Here is a 17338-nt window from a genome sequence, read left to right as displayed (position 1 = left end):
ATACCCCTCCATGACAAGCGCCGCGGGTCGCCTCACGATCAACCAAGGGTTCAGGGGCTGCACTGCAGCCCCCGTAGCGTTCACGCCTGTTCAGTTGCGCCAGCCATCCCGCCCGCCTCGACCTTGGCACTGCCAATGGGTGCCTGTAGCAGCAGGAAGTACGCCACCGCCGAGCACAGCGCCACCACCGCGCTGATCATGAACGCTGTGGTGAACGAGCCCGAGTACTGGATGCTGAAGCCCGTCACGATCGGTGCCACCGAGCCTGCGATGTAACCGCCGAAGTTCTGGATCGAGCCAAACGAGGCCACGCGCTGGCTGTCGACAATGGTGTTGACGATCATCCAGGCGGTGGCACTGGCCATATTGATGCTGAACAGCGCCAGGCAAAGCAGCATGATGCACCCCGTCAGGCCGGTGACGAACGACAGTGGCAAGGTGAACAGCGCTGCCAGCACCAGGCCAGTGATGACACTGAACTTGCGGCTGCCCAGCACGCTCATGCCACGCCTTACCAGCCAGTCACAGAAGCGCCCGGCAACGATGGTACCCGCCGCACCGAAGCCATACGCCAGCGACACCACCCAGGCGGTCTTGTACAGGTCCAGGCCATGCTCGCGCTCGAAGTAGCCCGGCAGCCAGGTCAGGTGCAGCCAGAGCATGTAGATCACCCCCATGAAACCCAACACCGCGCCCCAGGTACTGCGGTGCTTGAACAGATCAAGCCAGCCGGCAAAGTACGAAGCCTTCGGCGCGGTTGCAGCGGCGGCCGCAGCCTGGCGCTCACTCGGCAGCGGTTTGCCTTCGGCGGCAAGCTCTGCCAGAAAACGGGCCTTGCTCTTGTAGAAGGTCAGCCAGCACAGCGCCAGTACCACGCCGATCACGCCGGTAATGATGAACATGCCGCGCCAGCCAAAGTTGACCATGAACAGCGTCAGCAACGGCGGCGCCAGGCAGGGGCCAAGACAGGTCGACGACCAGACCACACCGGTCGGGGTGCCGCGCTCGTTGGCGTCGAACCACTCTGACAATGCTTTGGCCGCCGATGGGAACATCGGCGCCTCGCCAATCCCCAGCAACACCCGCAGACCCATGAAACCGGCAAAACTGTTGACCATGCCAAACGCCGCCTGGGCAACCGACCAGCCCAGCAACGACGCGCCGAGGGCGATCTTGCTGCCCAGGCGGTCGATGATCATGCCCATTGGCAACTGGGCAAAGGCATAGGCAATGGAAAACGCCGACAACAGGATGCCCATCTGCGACGGGCTGATCATCATGTCTTTCTGGATGGAGGTGTTGGCGATCGACAGCGCACTACGGTCCAGGTAGTTGACGATGCCGATCAGCAGCAGGAACACGACGGTAATGCGCTGGTACTTCTTCATTGGGTTCATGTGATGACCTTTATTATTATTGTTGCCGCGCTGTCAGCGCCTTGACGATCCCTCGATGATGCTGCGCCCCTCCCTGACGCAGCGAGCCGTTCAAAGCTGGCGGGCGGTGGCCGCGACCTCCAGCAGGCCACGCCGGCCGAGGTTGTCGATCAACGCGCGCAGGCCGAAGTCCCACTGCGGTGCCAGATCGCTGGTGGTCACGCGGTTGCACAGGGTACCCAGTTGCGGGTTGCTGATGCTCACCACGTCTCCCGGTTTGTGGGTAAAACCGTTACCCGGCTGATCGCGGTCCTGCTTGGGGGCGAACAGGGTACCGAGGAACAGCACCAGGCCGTCAGGGTACTGGTGGTTTTCGTTGAGGGTTTGCTGCACCAGGTCTTGCGGGTCACGGCTGATCTGGCGCATGGAACTGCGCCCGGAGAGGATAAAGCCGTCCTCGCCTTCCACCCGCAGGTCCACCTCGGCAGCACGCACATCGTCCAGGCCGAAGCTTTCGTCGAACAACCGCAGCAGCGGGCCCAGTGCAGTGGAAGCGTTGTTGTCCTTGGCCTTGGACAGCAGCAACGCGCTACGCCCTTCGAAGTCACGCAGGTTGACGTCGTTGCCGAGCATGGCGCCCTTGATGCTGCCATTGCTCGACACGGCCAGCACCACTTCCGGCTCTGGGTTGTTCCAGCTGGACTTGGGGTGGATGCCGATGTCGGCGCCGTGGCCAACCGCAGACAGCGGTTGGGCCTTGGTGAACACTTCGGCATCCGGGCCTATACCCACCTCCAGGTACTGTGACCACAGGCCCTGCTCTACCAGCACCTTGCGCAGCGCTTCGGCCTGAGCCGAGCCGGGCACAATCTGCGACAGGTCGGCGCCGATGCGGCTGGCCAGGGTGTCACGGATGGCGTCGGCCTTGGCCGGGTCGCCCTTGGCCTGTTCTTCTACCACACGCTCCAGCAGGCTGGTGGCGAAGGTCACACCAGCGGCCTTCACCGCTTGCAGGTCGATCGGCGCCAGCAACCAGGGCTGGTGCGGGGTGCGCCGTGTGGGATCGCTGTTGCCCAGCAATGCCGGCAGTGCAATCAAGGGTTCGGCCAGCGGCAAGGCACGCAGGTAGGCCACCGGATCGTCCACTTCCAGCAGCGCCGAGACGGTCGCCACGTGGGTGCTGATATCGTAGACGGCGCCGGCTTTCACCAGCACCACCGCCGGCCCCTGCTCCGGCAACCAGACGCGCCCTACCCAGCTGCCACGGTCGAAAACGCTGGCATCATGGCTCAGTGGTCGCGGTTGATTGGCGTTCGTTCGATCAGTCATCTGTGTTCCCTTGCTGTGCATCATTGGAAAAGTCCCGGCAGTTGCAACTGCCCAGCCACGCGCTCAAGGTCGGCTATCAACTGCGGCGAAAGGCTCACGCCCTGCTCCACGGCCTGGCGACGCAGGGCAAGGCCTGCTTGCCCGGGCAGGCGTACCGGGCGTTCGGGGTCGAGCGGGCGGCTTGCCAGAACCAATCCCCCCAGGAAGCTGGTTTCGTCGAGGAACGCCTCCAGGCCGCCGAACATGCGCGGGTCAATCACCAGCGCAGTGGCCGAGGCGCCCCACTGATCCGGTGCATCCTTGCGCCCATGGCCGGCCAGCCCCGAGGTGAGGGCTTCGACCAACAGCGCAAGGGCAAAACCTTTGTGGCCAAAGGCCTGGCCGCCGAGCGGCAGGATGCTGCCTTGCGGGCGGGTAAAGAAATCGCCCGGGTCATCGCTGAGCTGCCCGTCATTGCTCACCAGCACAGGGTGCGGCAGACGCCGGCCGGCATCGCGGCATTGGCCGACCAGGCCGAGGGTGACGGTGGACATGCTGACATCCAGCAGGATCGGCTCACCCTGGGTCGGGATACCGGCAGCAATCGGGTTGGGGGTGTACACCGGGTCGATGCCACCATGAGCACAGACCAACCCCACCGACGGATCCGACGAGTAGACCATGGCCAGCAACCCTTGGTCGGTGTATGGCTTGAGGTAGGCGGCCAGGCAGCCGATATGGGCAGCGCGGCGTACTACCGCAATACCGATGCCCTGCTTGATCGCGCCCGCGGCCGCGCAATCCAGTGCCCGGCTGACGCAATAGGGCCCCAACACGTAGTGGCCGTCGAACAGGCTGGAAACACCACTGTCGGCGACCTGTTCCAGCGCCTGCGCGCGGGCCTTGACCTGGCCGCTGAGCATGCCGTCGATGTAGCGGCTGACCAGGTTGAGGCCATGGGTACGGTGGCCGAGCAGCTCGCCTTCTAGCAACACCCGGGTCACTACCTGGGCGACGTCCACGTCGGCTCCGGCTTTCATGAACAGTTGCTCGACAAACGTGGTAAGCGCTTGCACGTTGTACAGTGTGGTTTGAATCATTGCAGTTGCCTCGCAAATGGGACGGGAGCGGTCGATCAGGTCACGGCGCCGATCTGCCACGGGACGAACTCGTTTTGCCCGTAGCCGTGCTGTTCGCTCTTGCTGCGTTCCCCGGAGGCAATGCGCAGCATCTGCTCGAAGATGAATGCGCCGCGCTCCTCGATGCTGGTGGAGCCATCGGCGATGCCGCCGCAATTGACGTCCATGTCCTCTTGCTGGTGCTCGAACACCCGGTTGTTGGTTGCCAGCTTGATCGATGGCGCCGGGGCACAGCCGTAGGCCGAGCCGCGGCCGGTGGTGAAGGCGATCAGGTTGGCCCCGCCGGCCACCTGACCGGTGGCCGAGACCGGGTCGTAGCCGGGGGTGTCCATGAACACCAGGCCCTGGGCACGCACGGCTTGCGCGTACTGATACACATCGACCAGGTTGCTGGAGCCTGCCTTGGCCACTGCGCCCAGGGATTTCTCGAGGATAGTGGTCAGCCCCCCTGCCTTGTTGCCGGCCGAGGGGTTGTTGTTCAATTCGGCGTTCATACGCTGGCAGTAGTCTTCCCACCAGCGAATGCGCGCCACCAGCTTCTCCCCCACCTCACGGCTTACCGCGCGGCGCGTGAGCAAGTGCTCGGCACCATAGATTTCCGGGGTTTCGGAGAGAATGGCGGTACCACCGGCGGCCACCAGGCGGTCAACGGCATTGCCCAGTGCCGGGTTGGCGGTAATCCCCGAATAGCCATCTGAGCCGCCGCACTGCAGGCCGACCACCAGGTGGCGGGCACTGACCGGCTGGCGCCGTACCTGATTGGCCTCGGCCAACAGCGCCTTGACCTGGGCGATACCGGCAGCGATGGTTTTCGAAGTGCCCCCGATCCCTTGGATGGTAAAGGCGCGCAGTTGCGCACTCGCCTGCAGGCCCTGGGTTTCCAGCAGGGTTTCGATCTGGTTGGTTTCGCAGCCCAGGCCGATGATCAGCACGGCAGCGAAGTTGGGGTGGACGGCGTACCCGGCCAGGGTGCGGCGCAACAGGCCCAGGGCTTCACCGCTCGGGTCGACTGCGCAACCGGCACTGTGGGTCAGGGCGACCACACCGTCGACATTCGGGTAGTCGGCCAGCACCTCGGGGTGAATGTCACGGCGGAAATGGTCGGCCACGGCCCGGGCCACGGTCGCCGAACAGTTCACCGAGGTGAGAATGCCGATGTAGTTGCGGGTGGCGACACGGCCATCGGCGCGCACGATGCCCTGGAACTGCGCGGCGCTGCCTGGCAGGCTGCGGGTATCGACACCAAACGCATAGTCGCGGGCAAAATCGCCCATCTGCACGTTGTGCACATGCACATGGTCGCCAGCGTCGATCGCCTGGGACGCAAATCCGATGATCTGCCCGTAACGGCGCAACGGCTGGCCCTGCGCCACAGGCTCGGTGGCGAGCTTGTGGCCTGAAGGGATGGGTTGGCGCACGGTAATCGCCTCGGCATCCAGGCGCACGCCTGGCAGCAGGGCCTGGCGGGCGATGACGACGTTGTCCAAAGGGTTGAGGCGGATGACGGCGGGGTCACCGGATTTGGCAATCAGTTGCATGGGACCTCTCAGGGCGGAGCGGCTGACTTCTTGTTATGGCTGTAGCCACTGTAAGAAGCCTGGTGCCGCATTCCCAATGAGATGATCCGATCGAGCGATAACCTGAAGTTATCGAAAGGGTATTTCGGTACGTGATCTTCAATCGGCTAGGGGCAGAACGCAGTGTCTTCCGAAGATTGCCGCCGGCGTTGCGCGCCCTCCAGCAGAATCTCGACAAACGCCCTGGCGGAGGCGCTGAGCGGTTCATCCTTGCGGGTGACCACACCATACTCCAGCGCGGGCACCTGCAAAGGGCTGCGCAGCTCCTTGAACTGCCCGCTGGCCAACTGCGCGGCCACCATCGAGCGCGGCAGCATGGCAATCATCGGTGCCGATTGCAGCAACTGCAGGAACATGGGCATGGAGATGGTCTCCACGCAGTCGGCAGGCGTGGCGATTCCGGCCACTCGGAACGCCTGCTCCAGGCGGTTGCGGATCGGCGTACCCACCGGGTACAGCACCCACGGCCAATCGCCTAGCGCTTCAAGCGGTGTGTTATCGAGCTGGTTGAGCGGGTGCTCGCTGTTCACCACCAGGCTGAAGGGTTCGGGCTCCAGCGGCTGGAAGTCGAACAGCTGACCGAAGCGTTCCTCGGTGAAGCGGCCAATCATGATGTCCAGCTTGTTCTGCTCGAGCATGGTCAGCAGGTGATCGCTGGAATGCTCCACCACTTCAATCGACAGTAACGGGCTTCGCGCCTTGATGGCGGCGATGGCCTGCGGCAATACCAATGCGGTCGCGGCAAAGATCCCGCCAACGCGGATGAAACCGTGCCCGCCGTTGCGCAGGCGGTTGACCTGGTCGACGAACTGTTGCGACTCGGCCAGGGCACCCTGGGCGTACCGCACCACGTATTCACCCAGCTCGGTGGGCGGCATGCTGCGAGGCAGGCGCTCGAACAGGGCAAAGCCGAACTGCTCCTCAAGGTCACGCAGCATTTTGCTGAGCGCCGGCTGGCTGAGGTTCATGCGCGTGGCGGTGGCGTGCATGTTGCGCGTGCGCGCCAGGGTGTCGATCAACACCAGGTGCTTGTAGCGGATCCAGTTGCAAAAACTGGAATGGGTCATGTCCGGCGGCATAGACGCAGGGCCTCATGCAGGTGAAAGTTATTGTGCCCGCAGGTAGCGCAGCAAAGTATCAAGGGCAACCGAGTTGGGCCGCGAGCGCAGGGTCAGCACACCAAGGTTGGCCATCGCCAATGGCAACTCCACCGGCAGGACGGCGACCATGCCATAGCGGGCATAATGCTGGGCCACGTCATTGGGCACCACCGCAATCATTTCGGACGCTTCGAGCATGGCAGTGGTCGCAAGGATCGACGCGGTTTCGACAATATCCAGCGACTGCACCATGCCGCCGGCCTGCAATGCGCTTTCGACGCGACGGCGCATCGGGCTGCCGATGGGGTGCAAGATCCACGTCAAGCTCACCAGGTCGGCCAACTGCAGCCCTGTGGCTGTCGCCAAGGGATGACCTGCGCGAGCAATTATGCGCATCTGCTCACCGCCGTCGAACAGCTCGATATTCAGTTCCTGGCTGTCACTCTGGTCCGGCAGGCGCCCCACCACCATATCGAAATCACCGCGTAGCAAGGCCGGCAGCAAGGTGTCGCTGGTGCCCACCTCCAGCGAGATACGCACCTTGGGCTGGTCGCGCTTGTAGGCCAGCACCGCCTTGGTCAGCACGCCTGGTACCGGGCCCATGACGCTGCCCACCCGCACCAGGCCCAAGGCTCCGCGCGCCAGTTCGGCGATTTGCGCCTGGGCATGATCGAACTCATGCAATGCGTTTTGCGCATAGCGAATCATCACCTCGCCATACAGCGTCGCTTGCATCCCCCGGGGCAGGCGCTCGAACAGACGTACCCCCAGGCGCTCCTCAAGCTGCTGTAGCAACAGGCTGGCGGCCGGTTGCGTGGTGTGCATCGCGGCGGCGGCGCGGCGCAGGTTGCCGAATTCGCCCAGCGCATTGAGCAACGTGATCTGACGGCTGGAAATCTTCAAGGCACCGAGGCTGGCAGGCGCCTGAGCCTTGTCAGGTGGCAAGCGAGACATATCGAATCCGGTATCACTGATTAAGATTTGGCGATTATGCCTGTATCGCTCGACAACCTACAGTCAGGTCTCCCTGTGCCTGAACAGAACAAGAGTCGACCATGAGCATACGCATTACCCACCTGAGCGTTCGCGATATCCGTTTCCCCACTTCGCTGTCGCTGGATGGCTCCGACGCCATGAACAGTGCCCCCGACTATTCGGCGGCCTACGTGGTGCTGCACACCGACGCTGCCGCCCTCGAAGGCCACGGCCTGACCTTCACCATCGGCCGTGGCAACGAAATATGCGCAGCAGCGGTGCAGTCGCTGGCCCCCTTGATCGTCGGCCTTACGCTCGAAGAAATCAGCGCCGACATGGGCGCTTTCTGGCATCGCTTTACCGTCAGCGACAGCCAGTTGCGCTGGCTGGGCCCGGAAAAGGGCGTGATCCACCTGGCCACCGCCGCCATCATCAACGCAGTGTGGGACCTGTGGGCCAAGCACGAAGGCAAGCCCGTGTGGAAACTGCTGGCCGACATGACGCCGGAGCAGCTGGTGCGCTGCCTGGACTTCAGCTACGTCACCGACGTGCTCACCCCCGAAGAGGCCATCGCCCTGCTGCGCCGCCAGGCGCCGGGCAAAGCCGAGCGCGAGGCACACATGCTGCGTGAAGGCTACCCCGGGTACACCACTGCCCCGGGCTGGCTGGGCTACAGCGAAGAGAAAATGCGCAAACTGGCCCGCGAGGCCGTGGCAGACGGCTGGACCCACATCAAACAGAAGATCGGGGCCGACCTGGAAGAAGACATCCGCCGCGCCAGCATCCTGCGCGACGAAATCGGCTGGGAACGCACCCTGATGATGGATGCCAACCAAGTGTGGGGCGTCGAAGAGTCGGTGGCCAACATGCGCCGCCTGGCCGCATTCGAACCGCTTTGGATCGAAGAACCGACCAGCCCCGATGACATTCTCGGCCACGCCACCATTCGCCAGCGCATTGCGCCAATCGGTGTCGCCACCGGTGAGCATTGCCACAACCGGGTGATGTTCAAGCAGATGTTCCAGGCCGGTGCACTGGACTTCTGCCAGCTGGACGCAGCCCGCCTGGGTGGCCTGAACGAGGTCCTGATCGTGCTGCTGATGGCCGCCAAGTACGACGTGCCGGTCTGCCCGCACGGCGGTGGCGTCGGGCTGTGCGAATATGTGCAGAACATCGCGCTTTTCGACTACATCGCGGTTTCTGCCTCGCTGCACAACCGGGTGCTGGAGTACGTCGACCACCTGCACGAGCACTTCATCGACCCGGTGGTGATCCATCGCGGGCGCTACATGCCGCCACAACGCCCTGGCTACAGCATCGAGATGCACGCTGAGACCCTGGAACGTTACCAGTACCCCAACGGCGCCGTGTGGCTCGACATCAACCGTTCCTGACCCACAGACCTGAGTGTGCCGCTGCTGCGCGGCACACCACCAGCACTTTTCACGGGGAAAAAAACAATGACAACCCTCACCCGCGCAGCGGCTTGCGCCCCTGCCACCACCCATGAGCAGCGCTTGAACGGCCTGCTGCTACGCAAATTGATGCCACTGCTCATCGTCGTCTACGTGATGAGCTTTCTTGACCGCACCAACATCGCCCTGGCGAAAGCCAGCATGGGCATCGACCTGGGCCTTTCGGCAGCAGCCTATGGCCTGGGCGCGGGCTTGTTCTTCCTCACCTATGCCTTGGCCGAAGTGCCCAGCAACCTGATCATGCACCGGGTGGGCGCGCGCTTCTGGATCACCCGTATCATGATTACCTGGGGTTTGCTCTCGGCGGGCATGGCCTTCGTTCAGGGTGAAACCTCGTTCTACATCATGCGCCTGTTGCTGGGGATAGCCGAAGCTGGCCTGTTCCCCGGGGTAATGCTGTACCTGACCTACTGGTTCGACCGCGAACAACGCGCCCGTGCCACGGGGTACTTCCTGCTGGGTGTGTGCCTGGCCAACATCCTTAGCGGCCCGCTGGGCGGTGCCCTGCTGGAGCTGGACGGTATGCTGGGCTGGCATGGCTGGCAATGGTTGTTCGTGCTCGAAGGCCTGCCCGCCGTAGCCTTGGCCTATGTGGTGTGGAAGAAGCTGCCCGACGGTCCGGCCTCGGCACCTTGGCTGACGGCTGCCGACGCCCAGGACATCGAGCGCCGCCTGGCCGCAGAGCAGGCCGCCGCACCGCAGCAGAGCAAGCTGGGGCAGATGTTCCGCGACCGGCAGATCTGGCTGGCAATCGCGGTCTACTTCGTGCACCAGATCACCATCTACACGGTGATTTTCTTCCTGCCGGGCATTATCGGCACCTACGCTGCGCTTTCGCCCTTCCAGGTCGGCCTGCTGACAGCGGTGCCGTGGATTGCAGCAGCCATTGGCGCAGCTACCTTCCCACGCCTGGCCACCTCGCCGCGCCGCTGCCGCACCCTGCTGTTCCTTGGCCTGCTGACCATGGCGGCCGGATTGCTGCTGGCATCGCTGGCCAACTCGTTCATCGGCCTGCTCGGGTTTTCTCTGACCGCGCTGATGCTGTTCGTGGTGCAGTCGATCATCTTCGTCTTTCCCTCCAGCCGACTGAGCGGCAGTGCGTTGGCGGCGGGCCTGGCCTTCGTCACCACTTGCGGTCTGTTTGGCGGCTTCGTCGGGCCGTCGGTGATGGGCTTGATCGAGCAGACCACCGGCAGCACCCGCAACGGGTTGTGGATCATTGCCGCGTTGCTGGTATGTGCGGCGCTGGTCAGTACCCGTTTGCGTCAGGGGCAAGAGCAACCCTGAGGAGAACTCAATTTACGCCCCCTGCAGGTGGCTCTTTGTGCTGCGAATGAGCCTTGAGGTTTTCAGGCCGTCATTTCACTTGTCGGCCCTCTCGCAGCACTTGACGGCACCTGCAAGCGTCTTGATTTCAACTTGTGAAGCGGGTGTTTCGCCCGCAGCGCACCTCAAGCGCCTGCGCCAGTCGCCTTACCGCCAGTTGCAGTTCATCCGGGCGCCCACCCAGCCAGATCAGCGCAAGGTGTTGAGGGTAATGCCCCGGCAGGCCGAACTGCTCGCCCGGTAGTGCGTGCAGTGCAGAACCTGCCAACGCTGCGGCAATACCGTCCCACGCCAGCGGCTGGCAAAAGCTCACCCACAGCATTTGCCCACCTTGCGGCATGTCGAAGACCACCCGTTGGCCGAATTGCGATTGCAGTACATGCGCCAGGTATTGCGTACGCCTTTGCAAGTCTGTGCGTTGCTGTACCAGCTGCGTTTCGATTTCCCCCTTGCCGAGCATGTGAGCGAGCGCCTGCAAACGGAGCGGCGCAAGCCGAAACGCCCGTTCGGCGAATGCCTTGGCCAGCACGGTGTCACGGCTCAGTAAATAGGCATACGGCGCCTCTGCCCCCACTGCGGCCTCGAACGTGCCCATCACCAGAAGCCAGCGCGGGTCGATCCAGTCACGCAGGCGTGTGCTCGGCGGCCCGTCGTAACAGAGCTCGCTGTCCAGGTCGTTTTCCAGCAGCCATACAGGGTGCTGGCCAAGCAAAAGACCAAGCTGCTGCTGGTAATACGGGGAAACCAGCCGCCCTTGTGGCATGCCCAGGCAAGACGGCATGACCAGCAGGCTTACCGGCTCGCTACCCAGCAGCCTGGCCAACGCGTGCAGCTCGGGGTTGCCACGGGCATCCAGTGGTGCCTCCAGCACGCGCATGCCGGCACGCGCCAGGGCGCGCAACACTTGCCAGCAACAGGGCGAATGCACCAATGCGGTACCACCTTGAAGGGCCAGCGCCGCTAGCAGCGTCTCCAGCAACGCGAGCACATCGGGGGCCAGATGGACGTCATCGGCATGCCAGTACTGGTTGGAGCAGCGGGTGTATCGCTCAGCCACGGCATTGCGCAAACGGGCGCTACCCAGCGCTTCCCAGGACGCAACGCTGCGATCACGCTGACGGGCCAAACGCCGTTCGTGACCAAGCAGCATGCGCTCCAACAGTGGCTGCGTCGGCAAGGGAGGCTGCCGGGCCAAGGCCACGGCCTGATCTTTGCCGCCGTTCTGTACGTAATAGCCCGACCTCGGCAGGCAGTGTACACGGCCCTCCTCTTCCAGCAGGCTGTAGGCACTTTGGACCGTGGCCAACGACACCCGCAGCCGCCGGGACAGCTCACGCAATGATGGCAAACGGCATGTGCCAACGCCTGCAGCTTGTTCGATCAACGCTTCCAGGTAGCGATACACCTTGCGATACGCGAACTCGCCTGGGGCCGCTCGCCCCATCAAGGCAGCCCCGCAACACCACGCCGCCGCCCCAACGCCAGCTGTGGCAGCAGCCTCAGGTGTACATCGCGGCGGGCCAGGTTGTTAAGCAGGCGCCATCCCGCCAACGGCAACTGCCCATCATAAATTTGCCGCAGTTGCCCCAACGGCAAGCCACTGGTATTCACCAGCCAGGCTTTGACTGCATCGGGGCAGGGTTTGCCTTGCAAGGCCCTGTGCAGGTACGGCAACGCCACCACCATGTCGGCGTGCCGACACTGCAAGAACCGCTCGAGGTTTTTCCCCTGCCTGGCAAACGGGCTGAACAGCAGGCACACCAGTTGGGCCTGGTTGATGCCGTAGGCTTTGCCAAATAGCAACGGCACGGCGTCACGCTGCTTGCTGCCACCCGCCTGCCCTGCCAGCCTCAGCGCTGGGCGCCCGGCCAGCGGCTCCAGACTGCGGGCGCGCAGTTCATGCAGCTGTGCCGTGGCCAGCGAGTCGACGAATTCGGACAGCGGCAAAGCATCCGCAGCCGTCTCGAAGTGACAACCCAGCATCGCGTCAAGCTGCTGCTCTTCAAGCAAGTGCGGCAACAGGTCATCAATAGCGATCAGCCGCACCGGCGCACGCTCCGGTACGGCGCCTGGAACCGGCTCGTGCTGACCACCCGGTGCGCCCCCAACAGCACCGTGCAATCGGCTCAGCCCTTGGGCCAGCGCCGCCAGGCACTGGTGCACTGCATGCGGGGCATGCACGCCGGCCAGGCGCAGGCTGCGCCGGGCCCACGCCAGGTATCGGCGCCGCTGGAGCCCGGGCATGGCGGTGACCAACGCATCGGGAGGCACCGCTGCCTGCAACGCCTGAACCACGGCGCCCGCCAGCTCCAGGTACAGGCGGCAACCCAGCAGGGCTTCCGGCCTGGCATCGATCATGTGGCCGAACATCAACATCGCGTCCCTCGCCAGCAGCCAGCGCTCAGGCATTACCGAGAGCCGACGACTGAACGGCACCACTGCGCGCCCCTCGATCATCTGCAATTGCACCCGCGGGTCATCCTGCATGAACAACGCACTGAAACTGCGCTCGTGAGCTTCCAGCGTGGCGTTATCGGCAACCGGCAGGCTGACCACCAATACCCGCAGCTGGAAAGTTACCGGCGAACGCAGGGCAATGCTCAGTTGCGCGGCACGCAACATGGCCAGCAGCCGGCTGCTATGGCGGTCGCTCCCTTGCAATACCTGCAAGCTGAAAGTACCGATGTACTCCGGCCCACCTGCAGCGACCAACAGGCGTTGTATCAGCAACTGCAAGGAAGCGCGCTGCGCCTGGGACATGTGATTCAACAAGCGCTCGAGTACTTGCTGGTAGATATAATGCATCGCCTGGTCGTGAATAGCAGTCACGCAATCACCTCATCAACTTCATGCAGCCAGCGCATGCACCCAACATTTGAGCGTGAACATGCACCAAACTTACCTAGAAGAAATTTCCTACAACAAAATGAAAGTAATGACGTAACCCTTCACTGTCGCCAAGCCATCGAGAAAAAACCGCCCCTGCGATGGCCTGTCGCTGTCACATACTGCTCCATATCAGGCATAGCCATGCTCATCCCACGTTCCTTGCACAAACTATCATTGGGCCATTATCGAGAGGGAGGCAGCGCGAATTGAAGATACAGTTCAGGGTAAAAAAACCATTCAGCATCCGTGTCAGTTCACAGTGACTCGCAAGGCAAAAGCGTTCAAGGCTGATTATTTGCCGGGATATTTCTGACATCCCGAAAACTACGGACTTATATGTAGTCCATATCGTGATTTATTGTAGGAACAGTCCTACTTTAAGTGTTGAATCACTTTATCCCGCGCACAAAAAACCCGGGACCTTGCCCGGGTTCGCCGCTTGTGCCATCCACCGTCAGTGTTGCGCCATGTCCAGCACGACGCGCCCGCCGCACGGGCATTGGTCCATGTAACGATGCGCCTCGACCACCTGCTCGAACGGGTACACCTTGATGATCTGCGGTGTCAGCAGCTGGTCGGCCGTGAACTGGTTGATATCGCGCAAGGCACGCTGCAGCGCCACCTGGTCCTGGCTGATGCCAAGCTCTGGCTTGCCGGTGAAATTACCGATGCAGTGCACATAGAACTGAATGTTCTTCTGGAATGCCGCGCAAGCCGGGAACGGCGTCTGGTTGCCGCCTTGCAGACCGTACAGCACCAGGCTGCCACGCGGCGCCAGCACATCACCCAACAGTGACATCTGCGGGCCGCCCATGCCGTCGAGCACCATGTCCACACCACGGCCATCGGTGTACTTGCCAATCTGCAGCAGCAGGTCTTGCTCTTCGGTGACGATCACTTTGTCTGCGCCCAAGCCCAGCAGGTAGTCACGCTGCGCCGCTTCCTTGGTGGCGGCGAACACTTTCAGCCCCAGGGCCCTGCCCAGCTGCACGAAGGCAGGCCCGGCGCAATGGCTGGCATCGGTGACCAGTGCTGTCTGCCCGGCCTTGGCCCGTGCCAGGTCGACGTAGGCGAAATAGGCGATCAGCAGCGGGGTGTAGTGCACGCTGGCCTCGATCGGGGTGAGCACATTCGGGTAGCGCGTGATGGCTGTACGGGGCAGTACGATGACATCGCCGTACACCGGGTGGTCGTTGGCACTGGTGGCCGGGAAGCTGGCGACCCGGTCACCGACGGCAATATCATCGACCCCTTCACCAACCGCAGTCACCACCCCTGCCATTTCGTGACCGATCCCCGCTGGCAGACGCGCCTGGGACGGTGCCAGATTCTGGCGCCACAGCACGTCATACCAGCTGACGCCAACCGCTTCGACGCGGATCTGCACCTCGTCGGCAGCGGGTGACGGTTCGGCCTGCTCTTCGCAACGGAGCACGTCGGCAGCGCCAAACTTGTGGAACCGGATCATGCGGGACATCGCATACCTCGCCTTTGTGAACCTCTAATTACCACTGACTCTATCCGGGCTTTGCCCGTTAGACCATCAGTGGGCATTAATAGTCGACATGCTTGTCATCGATTGGGCACCTGACTTTCCCTGCGATTGGTCCCCCTAAACCCGTGCAGGGTAACAGCCTTTGGCCTTAAGATTCACCTCTGCCCCACATTAGGCGAAGCGCACCGATGAATCGAAACGACCTGCGTCGTGTAGACCTCAACCTGCTGATCGTGTTCGAAACGCTGATGCACGAGCGCAGCGTGACCCGTGCCGCAGAAAAACTGTTTCTCGGCCAACCGGCCATCAGCGCGGCGCTGTCGCGCCTGCGCAACCTGTTCGATGACCCGTTGTTCGTGCGCACAGGGCGCAGCATGGAACCGTCGGCACGGGCCCACGAGATCTTCGCCCTGCTGTCACCGGCACTGGATTCGATTTCCACTGCAGTCAGCCGCGCCGCCGAATTCGACCCGGCCACCAGCAATGCGGTGTTCCGCATCGGCCTGTCGGACGACGCCGAGTTCGCCTTGCTGCCGCAACTGCTCAAGCGCATTCGCGCCGAGGCGCCCGGTATCGTGCTGGTGGTGCGACGGGTCAACTACTTGCTGATGCCAACCCTGCTGGCCTCGGGCGAGATTTCGGTGGGGGTCAGCTACACCAGCGAACTGCCGGCCAACGCCAAGCGCAAGGTGCTGCGCCGCAGCATGCCGAAACTGCTGCGCGCCGACAGCGTACCCGGCAGCATCACCCTGGATGACTTCTGCGCCCGGCCCCATGCGCTGGTGTCGTTTGCCGGGGACTTGTCCGGGTTCATCGACGAAGCCCTGGAAGAAATCGGCCGCAAGCGCCACGTGGTGCTGGCGGTACCGCAGTTCAACGGGCTGGGGAGCTTGCTGGCAGGCACCGATATCGTGGCTACGGTACCGGACTACACGGCGGATGCACTGACGGCCGCCGGCGGCTTGCGGGCCGAGGACCTGCCGATACCCGTGCGCAGTTTCGAACTGCACATGGCCTGGCGCGGGGCACAGGACAATGACCCGGCGGAGCGGTGGCTGCGGTCGCGGATACAGATGTTCTTTGGGGATCCCGATAGCTTGTGACAGGCTTCCACTGAGATCCAGAAAACCGACCTTGCCAGTTAAAGACTGTTACCTATGTGCGTGAACTGATTTGTAACCTATGTGGGTGAGTCATACCACCGGCCGATTTGGGGGAGTTTTTGCTGCGCCTGGATGAACTTAGCCCGAGCAGTATAAGCATCGCGATGCGCCTGCTGGTGATGCTGCCGGTTCGCCCTGGAGAGTTGGTGAAAATGCGCTGCCACTGGCGGTGGATGCAGTGGCGCCGCGGTCGAGGCGTCCTCGCAGGGCACGGCGGCTAATACCGTGCGCAGCTACCAGAGCGCCCTCGCCTATTGGTCGGCCTGGCTTCAACTGCGCTATCACCGGGCGCTCGGCGACGGCCCCTACCGACCGAGGTCGCAATGCAGTTCATCGTCGCTCACTTGGCCCACAAAGCCGGTAGGTAAAAAGCACGAACCTCGCCCCCCACTGACATCGCGCGCGTCGGCTGTGCTGTGGCAAACTGCCGCTTCTATTGTTTGACCGATGAAACCGCCCCCCTATGCCTGAAGTACACCCCCGCACTGCTCCCAACGCCAAGGCCAAGGCCAATGAAAGCGAATCCGAACCGCTTGCCCGTCGTGGGCGCCCGGTTGGCGATCGCGACGCCAAAAGGTCCGAGTTGCTGGCGGCGGCGATCGCGGTGATCGCGCAAGAAGGCTATGCCGGTGCCACCATGCGCAAGGTGGCGCAGCACGCCGGGTGCACCACAGGCGCGGTGACCTACTACTTCGCCAACAAGGAAGAAATGGTCAGTGCCGTTGCGCAGACCCTGTTCGACAAAGTCGACGCACTGCTGGACATCGACCTCGATCAGGTCGACATCAAGTCGCTTATTGAGCAGTGGCACCAATGGATCAGCCTTGACGAGCCAGGCAACTGGCTTGCATGGCTGCAACTGCTCACCCATGCCCGGCACCAGCCCGCGTTCGCCAGTGTCATCAAGCAGCGCTATACCAACTTCCGCGAGGTGGCCACTTCGGTGCTGGAGGCCGGCCAGCGCCAGGGCCAGATCCGTGAAGATGTGCCGGCCGATGTGTTGGCCGATCACATTGCCGCGTTCAGTGATGGCTGGCTCATGATGCTGCCTTTCGAGTCCGAACCCGTTAGCGCAGAGCGCGGGAAAGCCTTGATTGACGCCTTCATTGTCATGATTTCTCCACCCAAAACCGCCAAGTCCTAAGTCGCCTCCCGGTAGACCCGGCGCCTTCCCTGGAAGGCGTCACCCCCACCAAACCGCTCGTGTCTTCGCCGCCTTCCGTCGTCGCGCAACTGCCGCCCCGCGCCTTGCCGATCCAACCCAAGCACCAGGCCCCGATAGCGCCTGCCCTGCTTTTTGCAGGCTCTGGCGCCATTGCGTCTTGCATGTAAGCAAAACTCCTGTATTTTACAAAACACTTGATATAACAAATAAAACACAACCAAGTGGCAGGAGCGAAAATGGGCTTTAGCACCAAGGCGCTGTCGCGGTCCGAGCAGGCATGCCAGGGCTACCGGATCCTTATTCCACAAAGACGCAGGTTGCCTGAAATTGACGACCTCACCTTCCTCCAC

Annotated in this window: 13 protein-coding genes and 2 pseudogenes; 6 read left to right on the top strand and 9 right to left on the bottom strand. The window is 62.9% G+C overall.

Annotation, left to right across the window (positions count from 1 at the left end; translation table 11 throughout):
- Nucleotides 1-80 precede the first annotated feature (80 nt).
- The 6 genes from ACF8O8_RS11515 to ACF8O8_RS11490 all read right to left on the bottom strand — a co-directional run bounded on the left by ACF8O8_RS11515 (nucleotide 81) and on the right by ACF8O8_RS11490 (nucleotide 7454).
- Nucleotides 81-1388 (bottom strand): MFS transporter, encoded by a 1308-nt coding sequence (locus ACF8O8_RS11515; protein WP_350298821.1) that lies wholly within the window; start codon nucleotides 1386-1388, stop codon nucleotides 81-83.
- Between the two features lie 99 nt (nucleotides 1389-1487).
- Nucleotides 1488-2705, bottom strand: coding sequence for a fumarylacetoacetate hydrolase family protein (locus ACF8O8_RS11510; RefSeq protein ID WP_392509714.1), 1218 nt, complete (start codon nucleotides 2703-2705; stop codon nucleotides 1488-1490).
- A 20-nt stretch (nucleotides 2706-2725) separates the two neighbouring features.
- Nucleotides 2726-3784 (bottom strand): Ldh family oxidoreductase, encoded by a 1059-nt coding sequence (locus tag ACF8O8_RS11505; RefSeq protein ID WP_392509713.1) that lies wholly within the window; start codon nucleotides 3782-3784, stop codon nucleotides 2726-2728.
- A gap of 35 nt (nucleotides 3785-3819) precedes the next feature.
- A complete protein-coding gene (locus ACF8O8_RS11500) occupies nucleotides 3820-5361 on the bottom strand; it encodes a UxaA family hydrolase (RefSeq protein ID WP_060488914.1) in 1542 nt (513 codons plus the stop codon).
- A gap of 146 nt (nucleotides 5362-5507) precedes the next feature.
- Nucleotides 5508-6479, bottom strand: a complete 972-nt coding sequence (locus ACF8O8_RS11495) for a LysR family transcriptional regulator (protein ID WP_010953742.1) — start codon at nucleotides 6477-6479, stop codon at nucleotides 5508-5510.
- Nucleotides 6480-6506: 27 nt separating this feature from the next.
- A complete protein-coding gene (locus tag ACF8O8_RS11490; RefSeq protein WP_010953741.1) occupies nucleotides 6507-7454 on the bottom strand; it encodes a LysR family transcriptional regulator in 948 nt (315 codons plus the stop codon).
- A gap of 101 nt (nucleotides 7455-7555) precedes the next feature.
- Between ACF8O8_RS11490 and ACF8O8_RS11485 the strand changes: the two genes are divergently transcribed.
- Nucleotides 7556-8869: an L-fuconate dehydratase gene (locus ACF8O8_RS11485; RefSeq protein ID WP_049586184.1), complete on the top strand. Its 1314-nt coding sequence runs from the start codon at nucleotides 7556-7558 to the stop codon at nucleotides 8867-8869.
- Between the two features lie 66 nt (nucleotides 8870-8935).
- On the top strand, nucleotides 8936-10237 hold the full coding sequence (locus tag ACF8O8_RS11480; protein ID WP_392509712.1) for an MFS transporter: 1302 nt from the start codon (nucleotides 8936-8938) through the stop codon (nucleotides 10235-10237).
- Nucleotides 10238-10364: 127 nt separating this feature from the next.
- On the opposite strand, the gene ACF8O8_RS11475 is transcribed toward ACF8O8_RS11480, so the two are convergent.
- From ACF8O8_RS11475 to ACF8O8_RS11465, 3 genes are all read right to left on the bottom strand, one after another.
- On the bottom strand, nucleotides 10365-11720 hold the full coding sequence (locus ACF8O8_RS11475) for a GntR family transcriptional regulator (RefSeq protein WP_392509711.1): 1356 nt from the start codon (nucleotides 11718-11720) through the stop codon (nucleotides 10365-10367).
- Nucleotides 11720-13105 (bottom strand): hypothetical protein, encoded by a 1386-nt coding sequence (locus ACF8O8_RS11470; protein WP_010953737.1) that lies wholly within the window; start codon nucleotides 13103-13105, stop codon nucleotides 11720-11722. The genes ACF8O8_RS11475 and ACF8O8_RS11470 overlap by 1 nt, the downstream gene beginning before the upstream one ends.
- 514 nt (nucleotides 13106-13619) lie before the next feature.
- A complete protein-coding gene (locus tag ACF8O8_RS11465; RefSeq protein WP_010953736.1) occupies nucleotides 13620-14642 on the bottom strand; it encodes a zinc-dependent alcohol dehydrogenase family protein in 1023 nt (340 codons plus the stop codon).
- A gap of 206 nt (nucleotides 14643-14848) precedes the next feature.
- Here ACF8O8_RS11465 and ACF8O8_RS11460 point away from each other — a divergent pair, with 206 nt between their 5' ends.
- From ACF8O8_RS11460 to ACF8O8_RS11445, 4 genes and pseudogenes are all read left to right on the top strand, one after another.
- Nucleotides 14849-15763, top strand: coding sequence for a LysR family transcriptional regulator (locus tag ACF8O8_RS11460; RefSeq protein WP_003253946.1), 915 nt, complete (start codon nucleotides 14849-14851; stop codon nucleotides 15761-15763).
- A gap of 98 nt (nucleotides 15764-15861) precedes the next feature.
- A pseudogene (locus ACF8O8_RS11455) lies at nucleotides 15862-15981 on the top strand (integrase); the annotation flags it as partial.
- A gap of 46 nt (nucleotides 15982-16027) precedes the next feature.
- A pseudogene (locus tag ACF8O8_RS11450) lies at nucleotides 16028-16173 on the top strand (integrase); the annotation flags it as partial.
- 113 nt (nucleotides 16174-16286) lie between these two features.
- On the top strand, nucleotides 16287-16967 hold the full coding sequence (locus ACF8O8_RS11445) for a TetR/AcrR family transcriptional regulator (protein WP_010953733.1): 681 nt from the start codon (nucleotides 16287-16289) through the stop codon (nucleotides 16965-16967).
- Nucleotides 16968-17338 lie beyond the last annotated feature (371 nt).

Origin of the sequence: Pseudomonas sp. TYF_14, from assembly GCF_043105275.1 — a bacterium.
Classification (GTDB): Bacteria; Pseudomonadota; Gammaproteobacteria; order Pseudomonadales; family Pseudomonadaceae; genus Aquipseudomonas; species Aquipseudomonas alloputida.
Note: the sequence above shows the minus strand (reverse complement) of the source record. Positions and strands in the feature narration are given on the sequence as shown.

Bases quoted from the DNA above. Each gene is read 5' to 3' on its own strand.
- ACF8O8_RS11445 (WP_010953733.1), top strand. From the start codon at position 16,287: ATGCCTGAAGTACACCCCCGCACTGCTCCCAACGCCAAGGCCAAGGCC.
- ACF8O8_RS11475 (WP_392509711.1), bottom strand. From the start codon at position 11,720: ATGGGGCGAGCGGCCCCAGGCGAGTTCGCGTATCGCAAGGTGTATCGC.
- ACF8O8_RS11495 (WP_010953742.1), bottom strand. From the start codon at position 6,479: ATGCCGCCGGACATGACCCATTCCAGTTTTTGCAACTGGATCCGCTAC.
- ACF8O8_RS11460 (WP_003253946.1), top strand. From the start codon at position 14,849: ATGAATCGAAACGACCTGCGTCGTGTAGACCTCAACCTGCTGATCGTG.
- ACF8O8_RS11505 (WP_392509713.1), bottom strand. From the start codon at position 3,784: ATGATTCAAACCACACTGTACAACGTGCAAGCGCTTACCACGTTTGTC.
- ACF8O8_RS11465 (WP_010953736.1), bottom strand. From the start codon at position 14,642: ATGTCCCGCATGATCCGGTTCCACAAGTTTGGCGCTGCCGACGTGCTC.
- ACF8O8_RS11480 (WP_392509712.1), top strand. From the start codon at position 8,936: ATGACAACCCTCACCCGCGCAGCGGCTTGCGCCCCTGCCACCACCCAT.
- ACF8O8_RS11515 (WP_350298821.1), bottom strand. From the start codon at position 1,388: ATGAAGAAGTACCAGCGCATTACCGTCGTGTTCCTGCTGCTGATCGGC.
- ACF8O8_RS11500 (WP_060488914.1), bottom strand. From the start codon at position 5,361: ATGCAACTGATTGCCAAATCCGGTGACCCCGCCGTCATCCGCCTCAAC.
- ACF8O8_RS11510 (WP_392509714.1), bottom strand. From the start codon at position 2,705: ATGACTGATCGAACGAACGCCAATCAACCGCGACCACTGAGCCATGAT.
- ACF8O8_RS11490 (WP_010953741.1), bottom strand. From the start codon at position 7,454: ATGTCTCGCTTGCCACCTGACAAGGCTCAGGCGCCTGCCAGCCTCGGT.
- ACF8O8_RS11485 (WP_049586184.1), top strand. From the start codon at position 7,556: ATGAGCATACGCATTACCCACCTGAGCGTTCGCGATATCCGTTTCCCC.